This is a genomic window from Herbaspirillum sp. DW155, assembly GCF_037076565.1.
Taxonomy (GTDB): Bacteria; Pseudomonadota; Gammaproteobacteria; order Burkholderiales; family Burkholderiaceae_D; genus Herbaspirillum.
On record NZ_AP029028.1, the window covers coordinates 2,610,645 to 2,626,864 of the forward strand.

Below are 16,220 nucleotides of genomic sequence, written 5' to 3' on the forward strand. Positions count from 1 at the left end.
TCTTGGAATTTGTTGCTTTTCGACATGAGACCCCCTAGGTCTTGGCCCTCCCCCGGCGAAACTCGACCGGGGGCGGCTTGGCCGCTGTGCCTAGGGGAGCGATGAAGAACCCCGGTCGATGCCGAAATATAGTTCAAGCGCCGTTGACATGTCAACGGTATTAATACGTTGTATGTCTATGTACATTGAACGTTTGAGGGGCTACGCCTATCATACGGCTACGCCGCCTACGCGTAGGCGTACATAGCCCTAGGAGAGCACTCGTATGAAAACGCCCGAATATCTGGATGCAGTGAAGAGGAAATTGGACTTGCCGTCCGATTACGCCCTGGCAAAGGTGCTAGGTGTCACTCGCGGTTCCGTCAGCAACTTGCAGGCCGGTAAATCCGCCATGTGTGATGAAACCGCCGTTCGTGTCGCCGAGATTCTCGGCATGCCGTCCGGTCAAGTCTTGATTGACATGCATATGGAGCGCTCGAAGGCTCCCGAGGTGCGTGCCGCATGGCAGAGCGTCATGCAACGCCTGTCGGCGTCTTTTGATTTCCTCATGCCACGCTCTACCCCGCGCCTGAGAGGCGTGGTGGCATGAGGTAAAGGGTAGGCTTCGTCTGGTGCAATTTGTATTATGTAAAATAACATCTTCAGATTTTGAAGCCCCATGCAAAGCTACATCCGAGGCAACCGTTCGCTGAAGTAAAAGTACCTAATTTACTGAAGCAAATTTGCCAATTCCCGTTGCGCGTGAAGTAAAAATGCCATGATTCAGGTGTCGCCCCCGCTCCTGAGCCCTGTGGATGTGGATATCGAAGGTGACATTGCCGCACAACGCACTGTGCTTGTTACCTTCGACCTCCCCGACAAACTGGCCCCGCTCCACTCAGGGACTGAAGCATCCATTGTTGATGGCCGCACCAATCACGCGGGACGTGGCCACCGTTTCTGCTCTACGCCGCTTGAGCCTATTTTTTAAATCGCCTGAATTGCAGCTATACGAACGTTTGCTTCCAGGCACTTCTATAAATATAGGCGTTATTCCAGCTGAACCTCTCCCAGATGGAAGCCTGCTGCACAAACTTTAAGCTATCAGCCAGTGCGTTGTAGACGTCGGAAGTAATCCAGATCGCGGAACCTGCCAGACTGGCCAGTTTTGCAGCATGGTTGGCGGCCTTTCCAATCCAAACGATATCGTTGTCGCCGTGGATGCCTATACGAGGATCGGCCGGGATTCGTGAAATTTTGGCCAGATACGCAGTAACCAATTGATTTATATAGAAAAATTAATTTTATAGTTCAGCGGCTCTGCGGCGCGATCCAGATCCAATGGATACTCGCCGAAGCGATTGATATGCGCACGCCGATATGGTGCCATTCCTCTGAGAATCTCTTCCGTTAGCACATAGCCCTTAGCCTGGAGCCGTTTGAGTATCTTGGACATCGTATGAACGTTGTGCAGGATCACCATGTTGGCCACGAGTTGGTTATATTTGATGACCTTCCGCTGTTCATGCCTGATGTTCTCAGCGATGATGCCATCACCACCAAAGAACAGCCATTTGACAAAATCATTGAACTCTTCGCTCTTGTTTGTCGCAGCATTGATTGTCTTCCGCAGTTCTGCGTCATTAATATATTTCAGCAGAAACATTGTACGTACTGCCCTCCCGAGCTCTCGGAACGCGTAATAGAGCCGATTTTTGCGGCTTGCAGTGCCCAGACGTCGCAAGATCGTTGATGGAGCAATCTTGCCCGCCTTAATTGAGATTACTACCCGCAGCATGTCCTTCAGGTGGCGAGCGATCAAATCCCAATCGATCACGCCTCTGAATAACCCTCCTATGTGTTCGTACTGATCCGATCGATCTCCACGGAAAAACACCAAGTCCTTGATGTTCCTTATGCGCGGCATCAGGTTGATACCCAGAAGATGCGCCAGTCCAAACACGGGCGTGCTTTGCGCCTGGGTGTCGCCATGCACAGTGTCTGGCTGAATGTCTGATTGGTTGTTAATCAGTCCATCTAGAATGTAGACAGCCTCATAGACACCACAAGGAATAAAGTGGCTAAAGAGCGCGATGTACTTATCCGAGACATGGTAATAGCCTATTCCACCGTACCCGCCATATCTGATGTGATATTCGGACAGCAGATTTTGCTCGAATACGTTCCATTTCGTGCCGTCAGCCGATGCGCTCTTTCCTGTCCCCCAATACCGGGGTAAGGCAAAGCGATTGTAGGCATTAATGACCTTAACAATGGCCTTATCGAGCCGCTGTTCGGTCACGTGCTTCAGGTTGAGCCAAGCCACTTGCTTTCGACTCAGCCCCTTAACAGAGCGAGCCGTTTGAACGGGGCCCAGGTTGCATCCGTAGCAGAAAAGTGTGGTGATGAATCGCTTTCTAGGATCGTCAATTTTTGGCTCAAAGCCAGAAAGTGGTCCGAAGAACTTGTGTAGATCAAGCCATTTCTCGGTCTCGGTCAAGACATCAAGTATGCTTGCCTCGGTCATCTCAGAGATGATTGCGTGATCAATGACCTCAATACCATCAGGAGGTTTGGGACGTTCAGGCCTACGGATAACTACGCCCGTCTGATCGATGTCCACGTAACCATTGTCTGGGAATCGCTGATCGACCATCTTGGCGAGATCACGCAGTTGTTGCTTCAGCCCCGCAACAAATGCTTCCGGATCGACCGGAAGATTTACTAGTTCGCCATACGCTTGCACTTCTTCCTCATACTGCTCCCAAGACACCAAGTGGGTGCGATAGTCATCATACTCGCCACTATGTTCGACGTAGAGATCTCCGGACTTCAATTCGTCCATGACCGCGCTAAAGACCGATAGCTCGAAGTATTTTCGATGGAAATGTGGCTCAGAATCATCCTGTCGCTTGCCGAAGACAAGCTGATGCCATTTCTCTGGCATCCATTCCACATCTAAGTCCTCTATACCCGATTCAGCACAAGGTAATTGCTCCCGATGGCTTGATCGATACTTCTGCAAAAACGCAATTGCCTGAAGCAAGCTGTTGTCCTGAGAACTCGAACTGAGACTCAGAGCCTCAAGACACTTGAAAAGCAAACTTCGCTTCGGGCCATATCCATTCAACATAAATGGATAGTAATTATTGCCTGCGAATGCCATATGCTCGTCACACTGGTTGATCCATCTTTCGTAGTCACCGTGCAGCGATTCGTCAACGCGGGCTATTTTTTGATCACCCGTGCCATCTTCATTTAGCACACTCAGAACATCGCGAAATTGTCCGATCAGGCGCTCTGTCTGCTCGGCGTGCTGCAAATGGTACTGCCGCAGCCTCTCCTCAGCGGTATTGTGCAGGTTGCGCAGCGATTTTAAAAAGATATCGGCGATATCGTCCATCGCCTTTTCCAGTTGTGTCTGGATCAAAAGTACTGCCAGGGTATAGCGCTTTAATGGCTTCACAGAGCGCATTTCCGCCAAATCAAGTGCTCTCGCCTCAAGCGTCATTTGCTCGCGCTTTGTGGCTGCAATATGTTGGGTGCTGGGTAGTCCTGCTGCCAACTCCATCATCTTGTCTACGTGTTGCAGGAAGTCAGTGACCTCACGCACGTTAGGTTGCTTCGGCTCCCGTTTAAGACTGTCCCATCCACTACGTCCAGCTTGGGGTGTCAAGATCGCTTCGAGGCGCTCAATCATGTCTTGACCTAAAACGCCGCCTACTGTCTTGTAGATTTGTTCGTTGACTGTATTCCGGCATTTGGCAGCCAACCTAGAAAGAACCGTGAAGCCAGGAAGTTCATATTTTCTGAGTACCAGCTCTTCGATCAGAACGTTGATAATGTCCGGTAGCTCTTGCTTAGTCTGTGCCGCCTGCATCGCAGAGCTCTCTAGCCATTTCTCCGCTTGCTTATCGATCAGGCGAAGTCCAATGTAGGAGCGTAGGCGCTGATGTTGAAGTGAGCGTGTTCCGGAATCATCGTATTTCAGTATTGCTTGCTTTGCCGGCTTGCGTAAATTTGCAGCATCGCAAATGTGCTCAATAATTTCAGTTGGCACCGACGCGACTGACACAAAATATCCAAGTCGTTGAAGTAGCTTCATCTTGATCAGCATGAATGCGCGTGGCCCGACCTGCCGATACTGTTTGAAGACGTATTCTATTTCCGAGCTTGTAGGTGTATATACAGCCGTCAACTCTTCTTGGCTATATTCATTTTTTAAACGTGGATACGCTGTCTCATGGATTGCCGTCATCGAAGCTCGCTCCACCAGTTTGGCATGGGAAATCGTTCGTGCATGCCGGTAATCTTTGAGTTCAAACAGGAAGGAGGATCTTCTTCAGCGAGCCCTTGAATACCATAGCGATGGTGACATTGCATCACCAACATAAGCTTGTCAACGGAAAAAAATCACTGCAAGATTTCGAGCGCCGAACCTGCGTCAGCTCGACGTGCAGCATGAAAAAATTGTGGCCACGAGATGCTATAAACTGTGTCACGAAATACAGCAAAACGTGATCGTGGCTGATCAAAAATGCAAAAGGGAACAAGATTGGCTTGTATGAAAAGACGTCAGAGCTACTCAACCATCATCGAACGGGGCGGTAAGGTCTCCTGGCCGAAGGCATTGATGGACTGGAAGATTGGCCAGCGGGTGTTCTTCTCCGTCAAAGACAATGCTGTTGCCGTGACCACGCGGCCATCACGCTCAATGAATGGCCGAATATTTTCCGCGCGTATCAGCCGGAAATTCAGCAGCAAACATTTCTCGGCTAGCTGATAGCTATCCGCTACTCCAAACTTGAGCCGGCTCAAGCTGCAGAAGCAGCGCAAATCCCTTTTGTCACTAAAGGGTCTCGATTTCGCATGCGAAATCCAGCGCTTCTCTCCAACCTCAAACAATCAGCAGAGGATCAAATTGGCCAGAATTCTCGTAATCGACCTGGAAGCGACGTGTTCAGATGACGGCAGAATTGCCCCGGATGAAATGGAAATCATCGAAGTCGGAGCCTGCTGGACCACCGAAAGCGGTCAGGTGTTGGAGCGATTTCAGCACCTGGTAAAGCCTCTGGTGCAGCCGCTACTCACGCCTTTTTGCAAACAATTGATTGGCATTACCCAAGAAGAAATCGACCAAGCCCCCTTGTTCCCGGTCGCGGCACGGGCGCTTCAAGCGTTCGTCGATAACCATGTCTCCGATGATACGGTCTGGATGAGCTGGGGCGCCTACGACCGCAAGCAGTTCCTCAGAGACGCTCAGCGCCACGGAGTGGCAATGCCGCTGACTATGCCTCATCAGAATGCTAAGAGACTATTCGCCAAGGCGCAGCGCATCGGTAAAGAGGTCGGCATGGCCAGAGCGTGTAAGCTAGCCGGCCTTGATCTGGAGGGGCAGCATCATCGTGGCTTGGACGATGCTGTCAACATTGCTAAGCTGATGCCCTGGATATTGGGACAAGCCTCTCTACAGGGTTCCAATAAGCCAGCGAATTCCTAACCTGACGGAGCATCGATGTCTTTCAACATCTTTATTGACACCGAATTCACCGATTTTCTTGATCCGCAGTTGATCAGCATCGGCCTAGTGACGCAAAGTGGCGAGGAATTCTATGCGGAGCTTCCCTATGAAGTCCGAGAATGCAGCGAGTTCGTCAAAGCGGCCGTCCTTCCGCTCTTGGGATATGCACCTCACGCTGAAATGACCAAGGACGATCTCTACGTCCAGATGACGAACTGGCTCAGGTTGGTAAGGCCGAAGGATCAAGAGGTCTTCATTTGCTATGACTACCAGACAGACTGGGATCTCTTTTACGACGCCTTAGACGGTCGTGTCCCGCCCTGGTGCAAGCGTCGTCTTGTCGCGGATCGTATCAATGAGTTACTTCGGTACAAATACCATCAAAAAAACTCGCTTCCCGAGCACCACTCGCTGAATGATGCTAGGGCAAACTGTTATGCATTCAGAGAGCCCGCATAAGCTTTCTTGACGCGTAAAGATCATATTTAAGTTATCGGCTTGGGGAGCTTCAAAATGCGGTTAGAAGATGCAATCGTTAAGGATCGTGTGGCACGCGAAATCGCTACATAAAAAAGCTTTGCTTGGGCAGCGTCCTCCTTCGCGAAATGTGCTGCGTTCGGAATGACGACATGATCAAATTCCAGCCCTTTCAAAAGTAGGGGCGTTGATACGGTCCGCGGAGGGAGCCGCCTACCTGAATTGGTCATGCGCTGGCGGATGTTTGCAGTGGCTTCGGTCATGGTGTCACAGCGACCTGATTCTAGTTCGTTGACTGCTCGCTCCGCGTCCCGCCATATTTCACCGCGAAAAATCCTCCAGCGCGGGCGTTTGCGAGCTAGGCTAAGCAGCTTTCTGAGCGAGGCAGAACCATCACCATCCCCAAGCGTTTTGGCGATGGCATTCATTTCTGTCGCGATGGCTTCATCTTCTGGATTAGGAGCATCCCCTTCCTTGGCTTGTTTTTTGTGAACGCACTCTTCGATCAAGCTTTTAACCGCAGCCAATCGGCTCGCGTTGGAATTCGACGCATCCCAAGCTGTTGCGAAGCTTTGTAGCCTGCCGGCCGCCATCTCTTCAATTGCTTGAAAGCCGCCGCTGGTCGCTCTCGCCAACTGGTAACAAATCCCTTTTCTGCAATGAATTGCTGCCTGCGTTCCCCCTCGCTCATCGATGCCGTCAAAAAACAGCCCCATGTCGAATACATCACCTGTCTGCTTGAAAGCGATCGGACCTACCCCAAGATCGATGGATTCGCCGGCCATAAGCTTTATGCGCGTCTCCGCGATCCACGCTCCCAACGCTGGATTTTTCCCATTCCAGCGGTGGGGGGTATCTAAGCTTCCTGCAAGAGGAAATACGTCGTGGATTTGGCCTTCCCAACTAAGTGTGGCGCCAGCAAACTCGAAAATGCCTTGCATTGGATCGCCAAAGATAAGTGTTGGCACGATTTCAGATAAGGCGACCGACAGTTCATGCTGTAGGAGGTGGCAGTCCTGGTATTCGTCGATGAGAATCCTGTCGTATGAGGCGGCCACGACATCTCGCATCGCGCGGACCCGCAATGCCAGAATGGTTCCGCGATAAAGTTGGTCCCATTCGCCCCCATTTTTAGGCATGCCATTGGGCGGCTTGGCTACTCCAGGGAAAGCATTTGCATACCGCATGCACCAACCGGCAATCGTATCCACAGCGACCGCATTGGCGGATATGCCGAGTCGCTTGAGGCGGCCACGGATGGCATGGACTCCGGCGTGAGTGTGTGTCAGAATCAAGGCTCGGCGGCCCAGCGCTGCAAGTTTGGCAATAAACTCTGTCTTTCCATGCCCTGCCGGCGCCACAATGGCGCCGACCTTCATGGCCACAAGATCCTCTATCTCAGGCATACAGCCATGCCTCGACGGCCGCTAAAGTTTTTGCTAAAGGGGATTCAGGATTTTCGGAGGCGATACCCCAAACGTGAGGAGCCAAGCCACGGCCTATCCGCTGGTCCTTAAACCATTTTTTGCGCGAGGTCACCTCCGCGATAATCTCTCGAAGCTCTTCTCCCGACTTGCCGAATGTGTCTTTCCATTCGTTGAAAGAAATGCTGGCGTTGGCCCGGTTAAGGCCGGGGATCTTTGCGGCTAAGTTGTCGTTGACGGAGTCTTCTCCGCGCTGTAGCCGCGTGTATTCCAGCAAAGCTTGTACTGCGTTGTCATCGGCTACCGTGAACAAGGCTTGCTCGGTATTGAGCATGTCTCCGTATTCGAAGACTGGAACATCTTTCTTTGCCAGGTCCGCGATGTTAGCGGCTGTTAAAGCAACGTCGGAATCACGGAAGAGTGCCACGGAATAACCCAGTGCCGCCAGCGCCAAAGCGAGCGAACAAGCTTCGTTCCCATTGCCGTCGGTGATCGCGGCGCCGAGCTGTTCGATGGGCTTGTTCTTGTGGCGAGGCGGCCATTTTTCGCGGATGCCTGTCATCATGCCGACCTCAGTCATCCCCTCAGTTACCAGGATGCGCCGAGAAAACATGGCCCGAGGCGTATGGCGGAGAAGAGCATTGATCGGGTCGGGCTTCCCTGGAGCGAGCATAGTGACTTGGCGGTCTGGGCGGATCAAGTTGACCACGTAGAGTCCAGAGCCGCCCGTTTCACCCAACGCAATGTCGGAATGCGTAGTCATCAGCACTTGACCAACGGGGTCACCCAAGATGGTGGCGACATCTTGGTCCGACTTGAGTTGCGATATAGCGCCTATGATCCGATGTGGCTCCAGACCATGCTCTATCTCGTCAATGAGAATGATCGCCCCTTCGCTGATGGCGGATCGCTGGATGCCCAATGTCGCCAAACGTCGCGTGCCTAGCCCCGCAAGACGCAGGGGAACTCCATCGTCGTGCAACGCGATTGATCCAGAAGAGAGACCCGAGCGCCCAAGCTCAAGACCGGGTTCGTAGGCGCCGTCGACATAGGCGCCCAACGCTTTCGCATGGCGCTCGGCTTCCGCCGCGGCGTCGGCCAGCGACTTGATTTTGTCGAGCTCGGCGCTATCGCGCGCCGCTCGATACGCCTCTGCTAGTCGCGCCGCCGCTTCGGAGTTGTCCCCGGTGAGGCGCGACAACACGGATCCTTGCCCCCACGCCAGATGACGAGCATCGTCGCCAGCAAGTCGGACCAGCCCGAACAAGGCTCGATCTCGGTTCGAGATCGTCCTTGGCGTCTCCACGCGATCACAGACAACCTCCCACACCGGCTCCAGCGTAGCGTCAACGGTGAGGCGTACGGTGAGCACGGGCTCATCTCCGTCTTCGGGTTCGTCACGCACCGCTCCAGCTTCAGTCCAGCCACGAATATAGAGACCAAAACGCGCATCGGACTTGAGCGTTTTCGACAACTCGCCAACGGTAACTTCGATTTCGATAGTGTTGCTCGTGTCACATGCGAAGAAATCAGACTCAGAAAAAGAAAACCATTTCGAGTTTAGCGCTGCTTCCGCCGCGTCCAAAATCGTGGACTTCCCCGAGTCTCCGGCGCCGATCAGGCAACAAAACGGATCACGTGGAGTCCACTCCATCGAGGCGATCCCCCGGAAATTTTTGATTTTCAAGTATCTGATCTGCATGGCGGTTTCGGCCTGATGATCGTTGATATTTATTTGCAGACAATGGTAGTTGAGATAACCAATAATCGGCAAGAATTGTTGACCAACGACCTTATATTAGTGAGTAGGGTTCTGTGGGGATGCAATCCTAGTCGGCGTCCGTTCGGCCTGCCCTGAGTTTTTCCAAAGCAGCCTGTAAATGCCGTTCTTCCAGCCCCAACGCGGTAAGAAACTCTGTTACTGCAATTGGCTGAAACCAATAGAACCCATGGCCAAGAGAACTTCTAAGCGCTTCCAAATCCGTTTGCGTGAGCGTTGCCATAAATGCGCACATTCTAATTTCGACCCGCTCACGTTCCACATGACATGGCCGACACAAAGCTCGGAAAGCACTAAGCGGGTAAGCCAGAAAAGAGATCAGTGGATCTCTAGCTGGTCAATTCCGAGTTTGGTCCTCAGTTCAGCCTCGCGATTATTCAGCCATGTTTTCGCCTGGTCTTTCCCTCCATCGAGGCCACTCTGGCGCATCGCTACTCTTGCGCATTTGTATCGCTCGGCGCGGTCATCCACCAAATAGCATAGAAGCTCCATATTGTTGCTCATGAACTGAGCTTCAGCGCCAAGCAATGAATTGCCTTCTTTCATAACCCTATCGAAGTCGTCCAGCTGAGCAACTACAGCATCCATTTCGTTCCGTTTGGGTCGGTCTCCTAATCTAGCTGCAGCATCAAATGCACCTAACAGGTTGTTGATGGAAATAAAAGTTGGTACGTAAGAGTCTTTAGTCACCACCATCAAAGCATTCAGCGTTCCCAATCTGTGCTGAAAGGCGCTGCGTTCAGTCTTTTTTCTTCCACTCTCTACGTATTCACGAAATCGCACAGCCGTCACAACTACATCTGCAACTCGCGACCGCGCCATATTTTGTAGACGTTTAGAGATTCCGGGACCTAAATTGATCAAGAAGTCTGAGATACGGATATGCATGGCTTCTAAATCAGCTCTCAGTTTTCTAAGAACCATGGTGCGCTCTGTGCGCTTGCCCAAGTGACTCAGTAGCTTTTCCTGGCGCTCATGTTGCCGGATCGCGTTCTTATAATTTTGAATGTCTTTGATCAGCCTTGGATCAGCACCAAATTTTTCGTTGGCGCAGTCTTTGCCGAGGAGCGTGTGCGTCCCGTCGTCCTTTTCTACGACCCATCCTTTACTATGCTCATGTCTGCAGAGGTTTCCATTTTCTTTCTCAAGGCAACAGAATTGCTTTTCGGCCAAATTGTAGTAACCCACCAGAGCGCGATATGACTGCCGAGTTAGTGGGTTCCCCTCACGGTAACCTTTGAGCTCATGGAATTCATCAGCCGACTCAAAGCATCGCACCTTAATTTGAGCAAACGACGTTCTGCGTGTCATTACTATCTCCTAGGAGAATATGGACACCAGAAATTATACTGTATGCAAATACAGCTATTAATAAAATTATTGTTCTATCTGGTTCGGACTAAACGAACGTTCCGCGTGGAAATTCTGCCTAGTCATCTATCTTTTGGCAGTGCTCACGGTCCTGGGGCGCCTAGCCGCGGCTCATTTGCTGGGAATTTCACGAGAAGACTAGTCTGCAGAAAGCTTGCGGCTTGATTGCCAGCGTCGTACCTCCAGGGCATCTCCGAGAAACGGGATCAAGCAGGTGGCTTTCGAAGTAGGTGTCGCGCAGCATTCTCTTCAAAACGGCCGGCCTCCTCGATGTACCCCTGCACAGTGCCGTCATGTCGCCAGCCGCCTTGCCGTTTAATGTCTCGGAAATCCGCGCCGGCGCGATAGGCGCTAGTCGCCATGCCACGGCGCAGGCTGTGACTGGAAAGATCTGGGACATAGTTCAGCCCGGCCAATGCTGCACAGTCGGCCAGGATCGTATTGATGCTCGCCGGGTGGAGGGCTCGCTCACCGACCATTTCCCATTTATTAATCGACCGGAAAACAGCGCCGCCATCGATGCTAGCTGCGTCCAGCCAGGTCCGCAGTGCTGTGGCCGGGCAGCAGGTGCCGGTGCCGTAAGGAATAGCCTTGATGATGCCTTGTCCTTGTTGGTCGGTCTTAGAGCGTTGCAATGTGATGACCAAACCGTCCGGCTCCCATGCAATATCAGCAAACTGCAGCGCGGCCAGCTCGCTGCGACGATATCCGCCAAAAAAACCCATTTGCAGCAAGGCGATATCGCGTTTTGCCTTGATGGTTTTCAGGCTGGCCAGCTTACAGACGATTTTTTCAAGATCTTCGATAGGCAGGGCCTTGGCCTGTTTTTTGGGGCGGCCATAGGTACGACCGATACCTTTGAGCGTCTTTCGCACGGTGGCGGTGCCGGCTGGATCAGGGAACCCTTGATACACGTGCCACTGAGACAGCGCAGTCAACCGCAAGGCGAGAGTGCGGGCGTTGTGTGTTCCGGCATGCGCCAGCAAATACCGAATGATCCCTTTTTCGTCGGCGGGCAATACACCACCCCATCCCAGAAAATGGCGAATGGCCGAGCGATAGGTTCGGCGGGTATTTTCCGAGGTGGCTGCGGCAAGGAAGTCACGGTGGGCGGACTCCAAATCAGCCGCAGGAAGCGTACTGCCCATCGAAGTGCGATCAAGAGCGAGCGCCGTCGAGTCACTATCAGGGCGAAGCAATTTGTCGGGCATTTTGGCTAATGTACTGGCGTAAGTGCGCGAAAGCAGTCGGAATTTCACTATAGCACGCGATAAGGTAACTTATCGCAACATATAATCAATCGAAAACATAAAAGGTTTGAATTGCATTTAAACGTATTATTACGTATATCGTATTACGATACATTATTTGAGGAGCGGTAATGGCGCGCGCAGGAATCCTATACTCTCAGGTGGCAAAAGCGGCAGCCCAATTGACGCAGGCTGGCAAAACGCCAACGATTGATACTGTTCGTGAGGCGCTGGGTGATACCGGCAGCAAGAGTACGATTGCGCCAATGCTAAAACGCTGGAAGGCCGAACACCAGGAAAGCGTCGACGGCGCAGATACCGGCTTACCTGCAGAACTGGTGGAGGCGATCAAAAGCATCTACCAACGGCTGCGGGACGATGTTGCTAGGCAATTAGAAGAAATGACTGTAACCCACCATGCGGACCTCACTGCCATGCGCGAGCAGCGCGACGCTGCACTGGCAAGCGAGACGCAACTGCGCCAGGCCCACAGCACATTGGCCGCCGAGTGCAGCCGGGCCCAGCAGTCTCTGAGCAAGTGCCACGAAGAGCTTCAGTCTGGGGCGCTCGCCCTCACTGCGGCACAGACTGAGAACGCCGGGCTCCAGCAGCGGCTGGCTGATCGCGCCACAGAAGTTCATGCCTTGAATCAGCAATTGACGCAGGCGCGCGCGCAGTTTGAGCACTTCCAGGAAGCGACTGCGCGGCAGCGCGCCGAAGAACGGCAAGCTTTTGAGCAACGTCTTGGCCGCCTGGAGCAGGAAATTGCCGCCGGACATAGGCGTCACGAGGCGCAGCAAGCACTGCTTGGCCAACAGGAGGCCAGCCTGGCGCACCAGGCGGCCGAACTTGATCGGCTTCGCAAAGGCTTGGCTCACGCCCAAAATGAACTGCACCAGGTTATTTCCGAGCGTGATCAAAAAAACCTCCAGCTACAGGATTTGGGTGTTACAAAAGCTGACGCCGAACGTCGGCTCGATACAGTTCAGCAAGCGCTTATCGAGGCCAGGACTGAGGCAGCGACTGCCCGCAAGCAAGTCGAAATGCTGGGGAATCTGTTGGTCACCGCGGAACGAAAGGCGGAGCAAGCAGAACGTGACAAGGCTGCCTGGGTCGACAAGATCCTGATGCAGCGCGAAATTCAAGGGCAGGAGCGCCCAGTCACGGAATAGCGGACGTTTCGCACGCGAAGCTTAAAGCAACGGCATCACCCTCCCCAAGAGCATTGAATCTCACTCCGTAGTGGATTTTGAGGCTCTTTTTCTTGGAGCTGAAGAAGACAAAGACGGTAAGCACTCAAACAAGCGTTCTGCATAGACGAACCCCATTCGTCTAACCGCATTGTGATCAAAATACAGCAGCCACGAAGCAAGCAATGCCAGCGAAATGAGCAGTGTCAAGCCTGCAGCAAGACCCGGATCGGCAAGATGCTCTAGATTAAATTGGAGAGGCGTTAGATGCAGGATCTTTGCAATCAGCAATCCATAAATGATGCCCAGTAGGCACGACAATATACCGACGGGCTTCATTGCAAGCATATTGCGGTGAAATCCGTAGGCGATATTCTCTTTCAGCAAGAGCTGCTTGTTGGAACGCGTGAGTTCACGAAGTCGCTTTGTGGCACCAATGTAGATGTCGTCTGCCTTGTCAGGGCTTACTGATTCTTCTTCTGCCGTTGGCATGGCGATGCCCAGTTTTGCCGTGATGGCAGTGTGGTAGCGCTGCTTGCTGACACCATCAAGAAACTTGTCGCGATGCCGCAACGCGATGGTTGTTGGCATACCGCCCCATTTTGCAACCAGGATCTCTTCAAGCTTCTTCCCGCGCCCGCGAGCTACGCTCGCAAGTGCATAAATGGCGCCGCAGCCGCCAAGCAAGCCGATCAATGCCTTTGAAACCGAATCCCAAGTGGGACGCCGTACCCAGCATCCATAGAGCGGCTTAGTTACTTTTACGCGGACATCCGAAATTTTTCGTTATTTTGACTGGCTCGCAAGAAGACTCGGCCAACCCTCAGCTTTTACTTGCGCTTTCGGAGGCTCTTTATAACAAATGGCAATAATGAGGCCTTCACAAATTACTTTTCCGCTTATATCCGAAAATTTGCCTTATCTCGGCTGGCTCCCTATGGGGGAGGGGCCGATTCAGCGCGAGGATTCAAGAGAAAATATCCCGGCCGATGCCCGGTTGATAAGTGTTCAATTTAGCGCCTTCTTTATGCTCCCACGGCATAAAGAAGGCAGCCTTAAGCACTTTCAGGATTGTGTGTCATTTCCGGCCTTATCCCGGCATGGCCCCTATCTCGGCTGCCATCCTCAAAGCCTTAGCGTACGATTTTTCCCGAGTTCTGTGGCGACTCCAAGTAGGCACGACAAGCGATGGACTTGCTCGATGACGACCGCATCGACAGGGCTCGCTTCATCTATCAGAAAAGGTTGCAATTGGATCAACGGATGTTCGCCGCGCAAGTACGAGTAAAGGCTGTCGTCGGCGGCCTCGACCCAGGTGGCAAGTTCAACCGTCGCTTCCGGTGTTACCTTCCTCGCCTGTATCTTCGCTGCGGTGCCGGCGATGCGGCGCAACAAGGGAAAGACGTCTGCCATCTTCACGAACGCCTTGTCATGCCGCCTCGCTTCCAATCGCGACAATCTATAGAGATGCTCAGCCCGGTTGCTGGCCAGGCCCGCTCGCCGCTGAAGTGACGCGCAGTGCTCATCTTTTCGGGCGGAGCGTTGCGCCAAAGCGATAGCCAAGTACGCAAGATTTGCCCGGACCGCATCTACTAGTGCCATCTGCAAGTTCTTGGCTTCGCGGTTCGGCCATAGCAGATAAGTCGCCAGAACTGCGATCACACTGCCCAGAATATTGTTTCCCAGTCGCGCGATGGCATAGGCCAACTCGCTGGAGGGCATTGCATAGTCCGCCACCAAGACGAATGATGGGGTCAAGAAAACCACATAAAGGCTATAGCTGGCAGGCCGCAAGGCCATCGTCAGGCAGATCAACGGGAACACAGCAAGCGAAATCGCTAACGGTGTGTGGACGGCGCAGCCGATTGCAATCGCGAGAATGGCACCCAGGATGCTTCCTACCCCGCGTTCGACGCTCCGTGGCCAGGTTGTGGCGACGGAGGGCTGAAGGATCAACAGCGTGGCCATGGTGGCCCAGTAGCCGAATGGCAAGTGCAGCGCCCGAACAATCAGGAAAACTAAGGTTGCCGCAGTACCGAGTCGGAGCGAAAATTGCACGCTTGGCGTGTAGATAGACGAATGATCGCGCAGCATCCGCAGGGAACGCCTTATAGTGGCCGTTCCTGTATCGAGCCAGTCCAGTTCGATCTGCGGCAGGCCATCCGCAGAAGGTGCAGCCTGGAATGGCAATGCCAAGGTATTTCCGAAGGCAGCCTCTAGGCGTCGAGAAAAGCGAGAGAGGCGTTTACGTAGCGTATATGGATGGGCCACGTTTGAATCCCCGATCTGCTGTCCGATATCTTGCAGAATCGCGGCAATAGCCGACAGGCAGCGAGCCGCACGAAGGGTATGGAGGATGGTAGGGAGTGATTCTTCCTCCACATGGGCGACGGCGATCAGACTTGCAAACGCCATTTCCGCATCGGCTAGTGCGAGGCGAAGCGCTTTATCTACTTCTCCATTTTTTACCGCAGAGCGCCTAGGCAAACTCTTCAGCGCGCGGCGTGCCCCTTCGATCGCGGACCGAGTTCGTGCTCGCAACTCGGAAGCATGAACAGCCCACGCCTGCATATCCTTTACCTCTGACCCGATCAGGCGTGCACCGTCTGTCGCCAATTCGGAAAGCCGAAAATACGTCAGACGCAAAGCATAGCGGCTAGGCGAATGATAGTGAATTCGCCATGCCGCAAGGCTCAACGCGGTCGCGAACAGGCAGCCACCGAAATAAATGCCGATGAAGGTCGCTGCCCGATGAAGGTCGTGTAAAGGGCTGTCAACCATCACGACACATGTGGTCGCTGCAAGAATGGCGACCTGGTACGAAGCGATTCCCCACATCCTCACTAGACCCGCCAAGGTTGCGAAAGCAAAGATCGCTACGGCGCTCGCCAAGGTTCCCAACGCTGCGGCATACGCCGTGATGCCACCGCACAGGGCCGACGCTGTCGAGAATGACAGCATAGAAGCCAGACGCTCCCTTGACGTTCCGGGGCTTTCGGCTAGGCAAGTCCAAAACGCACCGATGGCTGCCCACGCGAAGTCGGGCCTGCCCAGCAGAATGCCCAGCAGCAGCATGAGCGTCGACGCACACGCGGCCCGCAACCCATCGAGAAGGCTCACTTCCTCGATGGCAATGTTCAACATCCAGCTTGGACGCTGGCGGGAGAGTCCGCGCAGTTTCTGGATCAGCAGAAGCTCGATGCTATGTAGGCCAAAGGACATGATTTT

At 53.2% G+C, this 16,220-nt stretch carries 12 protein-coding genes; 5 read left to right on the plus strand and 7 right to left on the minus strand.

The window, feature by feature from the left end:
• Window positions 1-265: 265 nt before the first annotated feature.
• Window positions 266-589, plus strand: coding sequence for a DUF3693 domain-containing protein (locus AACH55_RS11950; protein WP_338719926.1), 324 nt, complete (start codon window positions 266-268; stop codon window positions 587-589).
• A gap of 675 nt (window positions 590-1,264) precedes the next feature.
• Here AACH55_RS11950 and AACH55_RS11955 read toward each other — a convergent pair.
• Entirely contained in the window at window positions 1,265-4,237 is a 2,973-nt protein-coding gene (locus AACH55_RS11955; protein WP_338719928.1) for a Tn3 family transposase, read from the minus strand.
• A 306-nt stretch (window positions 4,238-4,543) separates the two neighbouring features.
• Here AACH55_RS11955 and AACH55_RS11960 point away from each other — a divergent pair, with 306 nt between their 5' ends.
• From AACH55_RS11960 to AACH55_RS11970, 3 genes are read left to right on the plus strand one after another with little or no spacing between them, the layout of a single operon-like run.
• On the plus strand, window positions 4,544-4,762 hold the full coding sequence (locus AACH55_RS11960; RefSeq protein ID WP_338719930.1) for a hypothetical protein: 219 nt from the start codon (window positions 4,544-4,546) through the stop codon (window positions 4,760-4,762).
• 21 nt (window positions 4,763-4,783) lie between these two features.
• Window positions 4,784-5,479 (plus strand): 3'-5' exonuclease, encoded by a 696-nt coding sequence (locus AACH55_RS11965; RefSeq protein ID WP_338719932.1) that lies wholly within the window; start codon window positions 4,784-4,786, stop codon window positions 5,477-5,479.
• A gap of 15 nt (window positions 5,480-5,494) precedes the next feature.
• On the plus strand, window positions 5,495-5,959 hold the full coding sequence (locus AACH55_RS11970) for a hypothetical protein (RefSeq protein ID WP_338719934.1): 465 nt from the start codon (window positions 5,495-5,497) through the stop codon (window positions 5,957-5,959).
• A gap of 26 nt (window positions 5,960-5,985) precedes the next feature.
• Here AACH55_RS11970 and AACH55_RS11975 read toward each other — a convergent pair whose 3' ends face one another.
• From AACH55_RS11975 to AACH55_RS11990, 4 genes are all read right to left on the minus strand, one after another.
• On the minus strand, window positions 5,986-7,356 hold the full coding sequence (locus tag AACH55_RS11975) for a UvrD-helicase domain-containing protein (protein ID WP_338719936.1): 1,371 nt from the start codon (window positions 7,354-7,356) through the stop codon (window positions 5,986-5,988).
• 19 nt (window positions 7,357-7,375) lie between these two features.
• Window positions 7,376-9,175, minus strand: coding sequence for an AAA family ATPase (locus AACH55_RS11980; RefSeq protein ID WP_338719938.1), 1,800 nt, complete (start codon window positions 9,173-9,175; stop codon window positions 7,376-7,378).
• 324 nt (window positions 9,176-9,499) lie between these two features.
• Entirely contained in the window at window positions 9,500-10,492 is a 993-nt protein-coding gene (locus AACH55_RS11985) for a hypothetical protein (RefSeq protein ID WP_338719940.1), read from the minus strand.
• Window positions 10,493-10,758: 266 nt separating this feature from the next.
• Window positions 10,759-11,763 carry a site-specific integrase gene (locus AACH55_RS11990; protein WP_338719942.1) on the minus strand — a complete coding sequence of 335 codons (1,005 nt, stop codon included), beginning with the start codon at window positions 11,761-11,763 and terminating at the stop codon, window positions 10,759-10,761.
• Between the two features lie 170 nt (window positions 11,764-11,933).
• Between AACH55_RS11990 and AACH55_RS11995 the strand changes: the two genes are divergently transcribed.
• The gene (locus AACH55_RS11995; RefSeq protein WP_338719944.1) at window positions 11,934-12,974 is read left to right on the plus strand and encodes a DNA-binding protein; all 1,041 of its coding nucleotides are present in this window, start codon (window positions 11,934-11,936) and stop codon (window positions 12,972-12,974) included.
• A 60-nt stretch (window positions 12,975-13,034) separates the two neighbouring features.
• Here the strand turns inward: AACH55_RS11995 and AACH55_RS12000 are convergent, their stop codons facing one another.
• Together AACH55_RS12000 and AACH55_RS12005 are read right to left on the minus strand one after the other, a co-directional pair.
• On the minus strand, window positions 13,035-13,688 hold the full coding sequence (locus AACH55_RS12000; protein ID WP_338719947.1) for a hypothetical protein: 654 nt from the start codon (window positions 13,686-13,688) through the stop codon (window positions 13,035-13,037).
• Between the two features lie 429 nt (window positions 13,689-14,117).
• On the minus strand, window positions 14,118-16,214 hold the full coding sequence (locus tag AACH55_RS12005; RefSeq protein ID WP_338719949.1) for an FUSC family protein: 2,097 nt from the start codon (window positions 16,212-16,214) through the stop codon (window positions 14,118-14,120).
• Between the last annotated feature and the right edge of the window lie 6 nt (window positions 16,215-16,220).

Bases quoted from the DNA above. Each gene is read 5' to 3' on its own strand.
- AACH55_RS11970 (WP_338719934.1), top strand. From the start codon at position 5,495: ATGTCTTTCAACATCTTTATTGACACCGAATTCACCGATTTTCTTGAT.
- AACH55_RS11950 (WP_338719926.1), top strand. From the start codon at position 266: ATGAAAACGCCCGAATATCTGGATGCAGTGAAGAGGAAATTGGACTTG.
- AACH55_RS11995 (WP_338719944.1), top strand. From the start codon at position 11,934: ATGGCGCGCGCAGGAATCCTATACTCTCAGGTGGCAAAAGCGGCAGCC.
- AACH55_RS11985 (WP_338719940.1), bottom strand. From the start codon at position 10,492: ATGACACGCAGAACGTCGTTTGCTCAAATTAAGGTGCGATGCTTTGAG.
- AACH55_RS11955 (WP_338719928.1), bottom strand. From the start codon at position 4,237: ATGACGGCAATCCATGAGACAGCGTATCCACGTTTAAAAAATGAATAT.
- AACH55_RS11960 (WP_338719930.1), top strand. From the start codon at position 4,544: ATGAAAAGACGTCAGAGCTACTCAACCATCATCGAACGGGGCGGTAAG.
- AACH55_RS12005 (WP_338719949.1), bottom strand. From the start codon at position 16,214: ATGTCCTTTGGCCTACATAGCATCGAGCTTCTGCTGATCCAGAAACTG.
- AACH55_RS11990 (WP_338719942.1), bottom strand. From the start codon at position 11,763: ATGCCCGACAAATTGCTTCGCCCTGATAGTGACTCGACGGCGCTCGCT.
- AACH55_RS11975 (WP_338719936.1), bottom strand. From the start codon at position 7,356: ATGAAGGTCGGCGCCATTGTGGCGCCGGCAGGGCATGGAAAGACAGAG.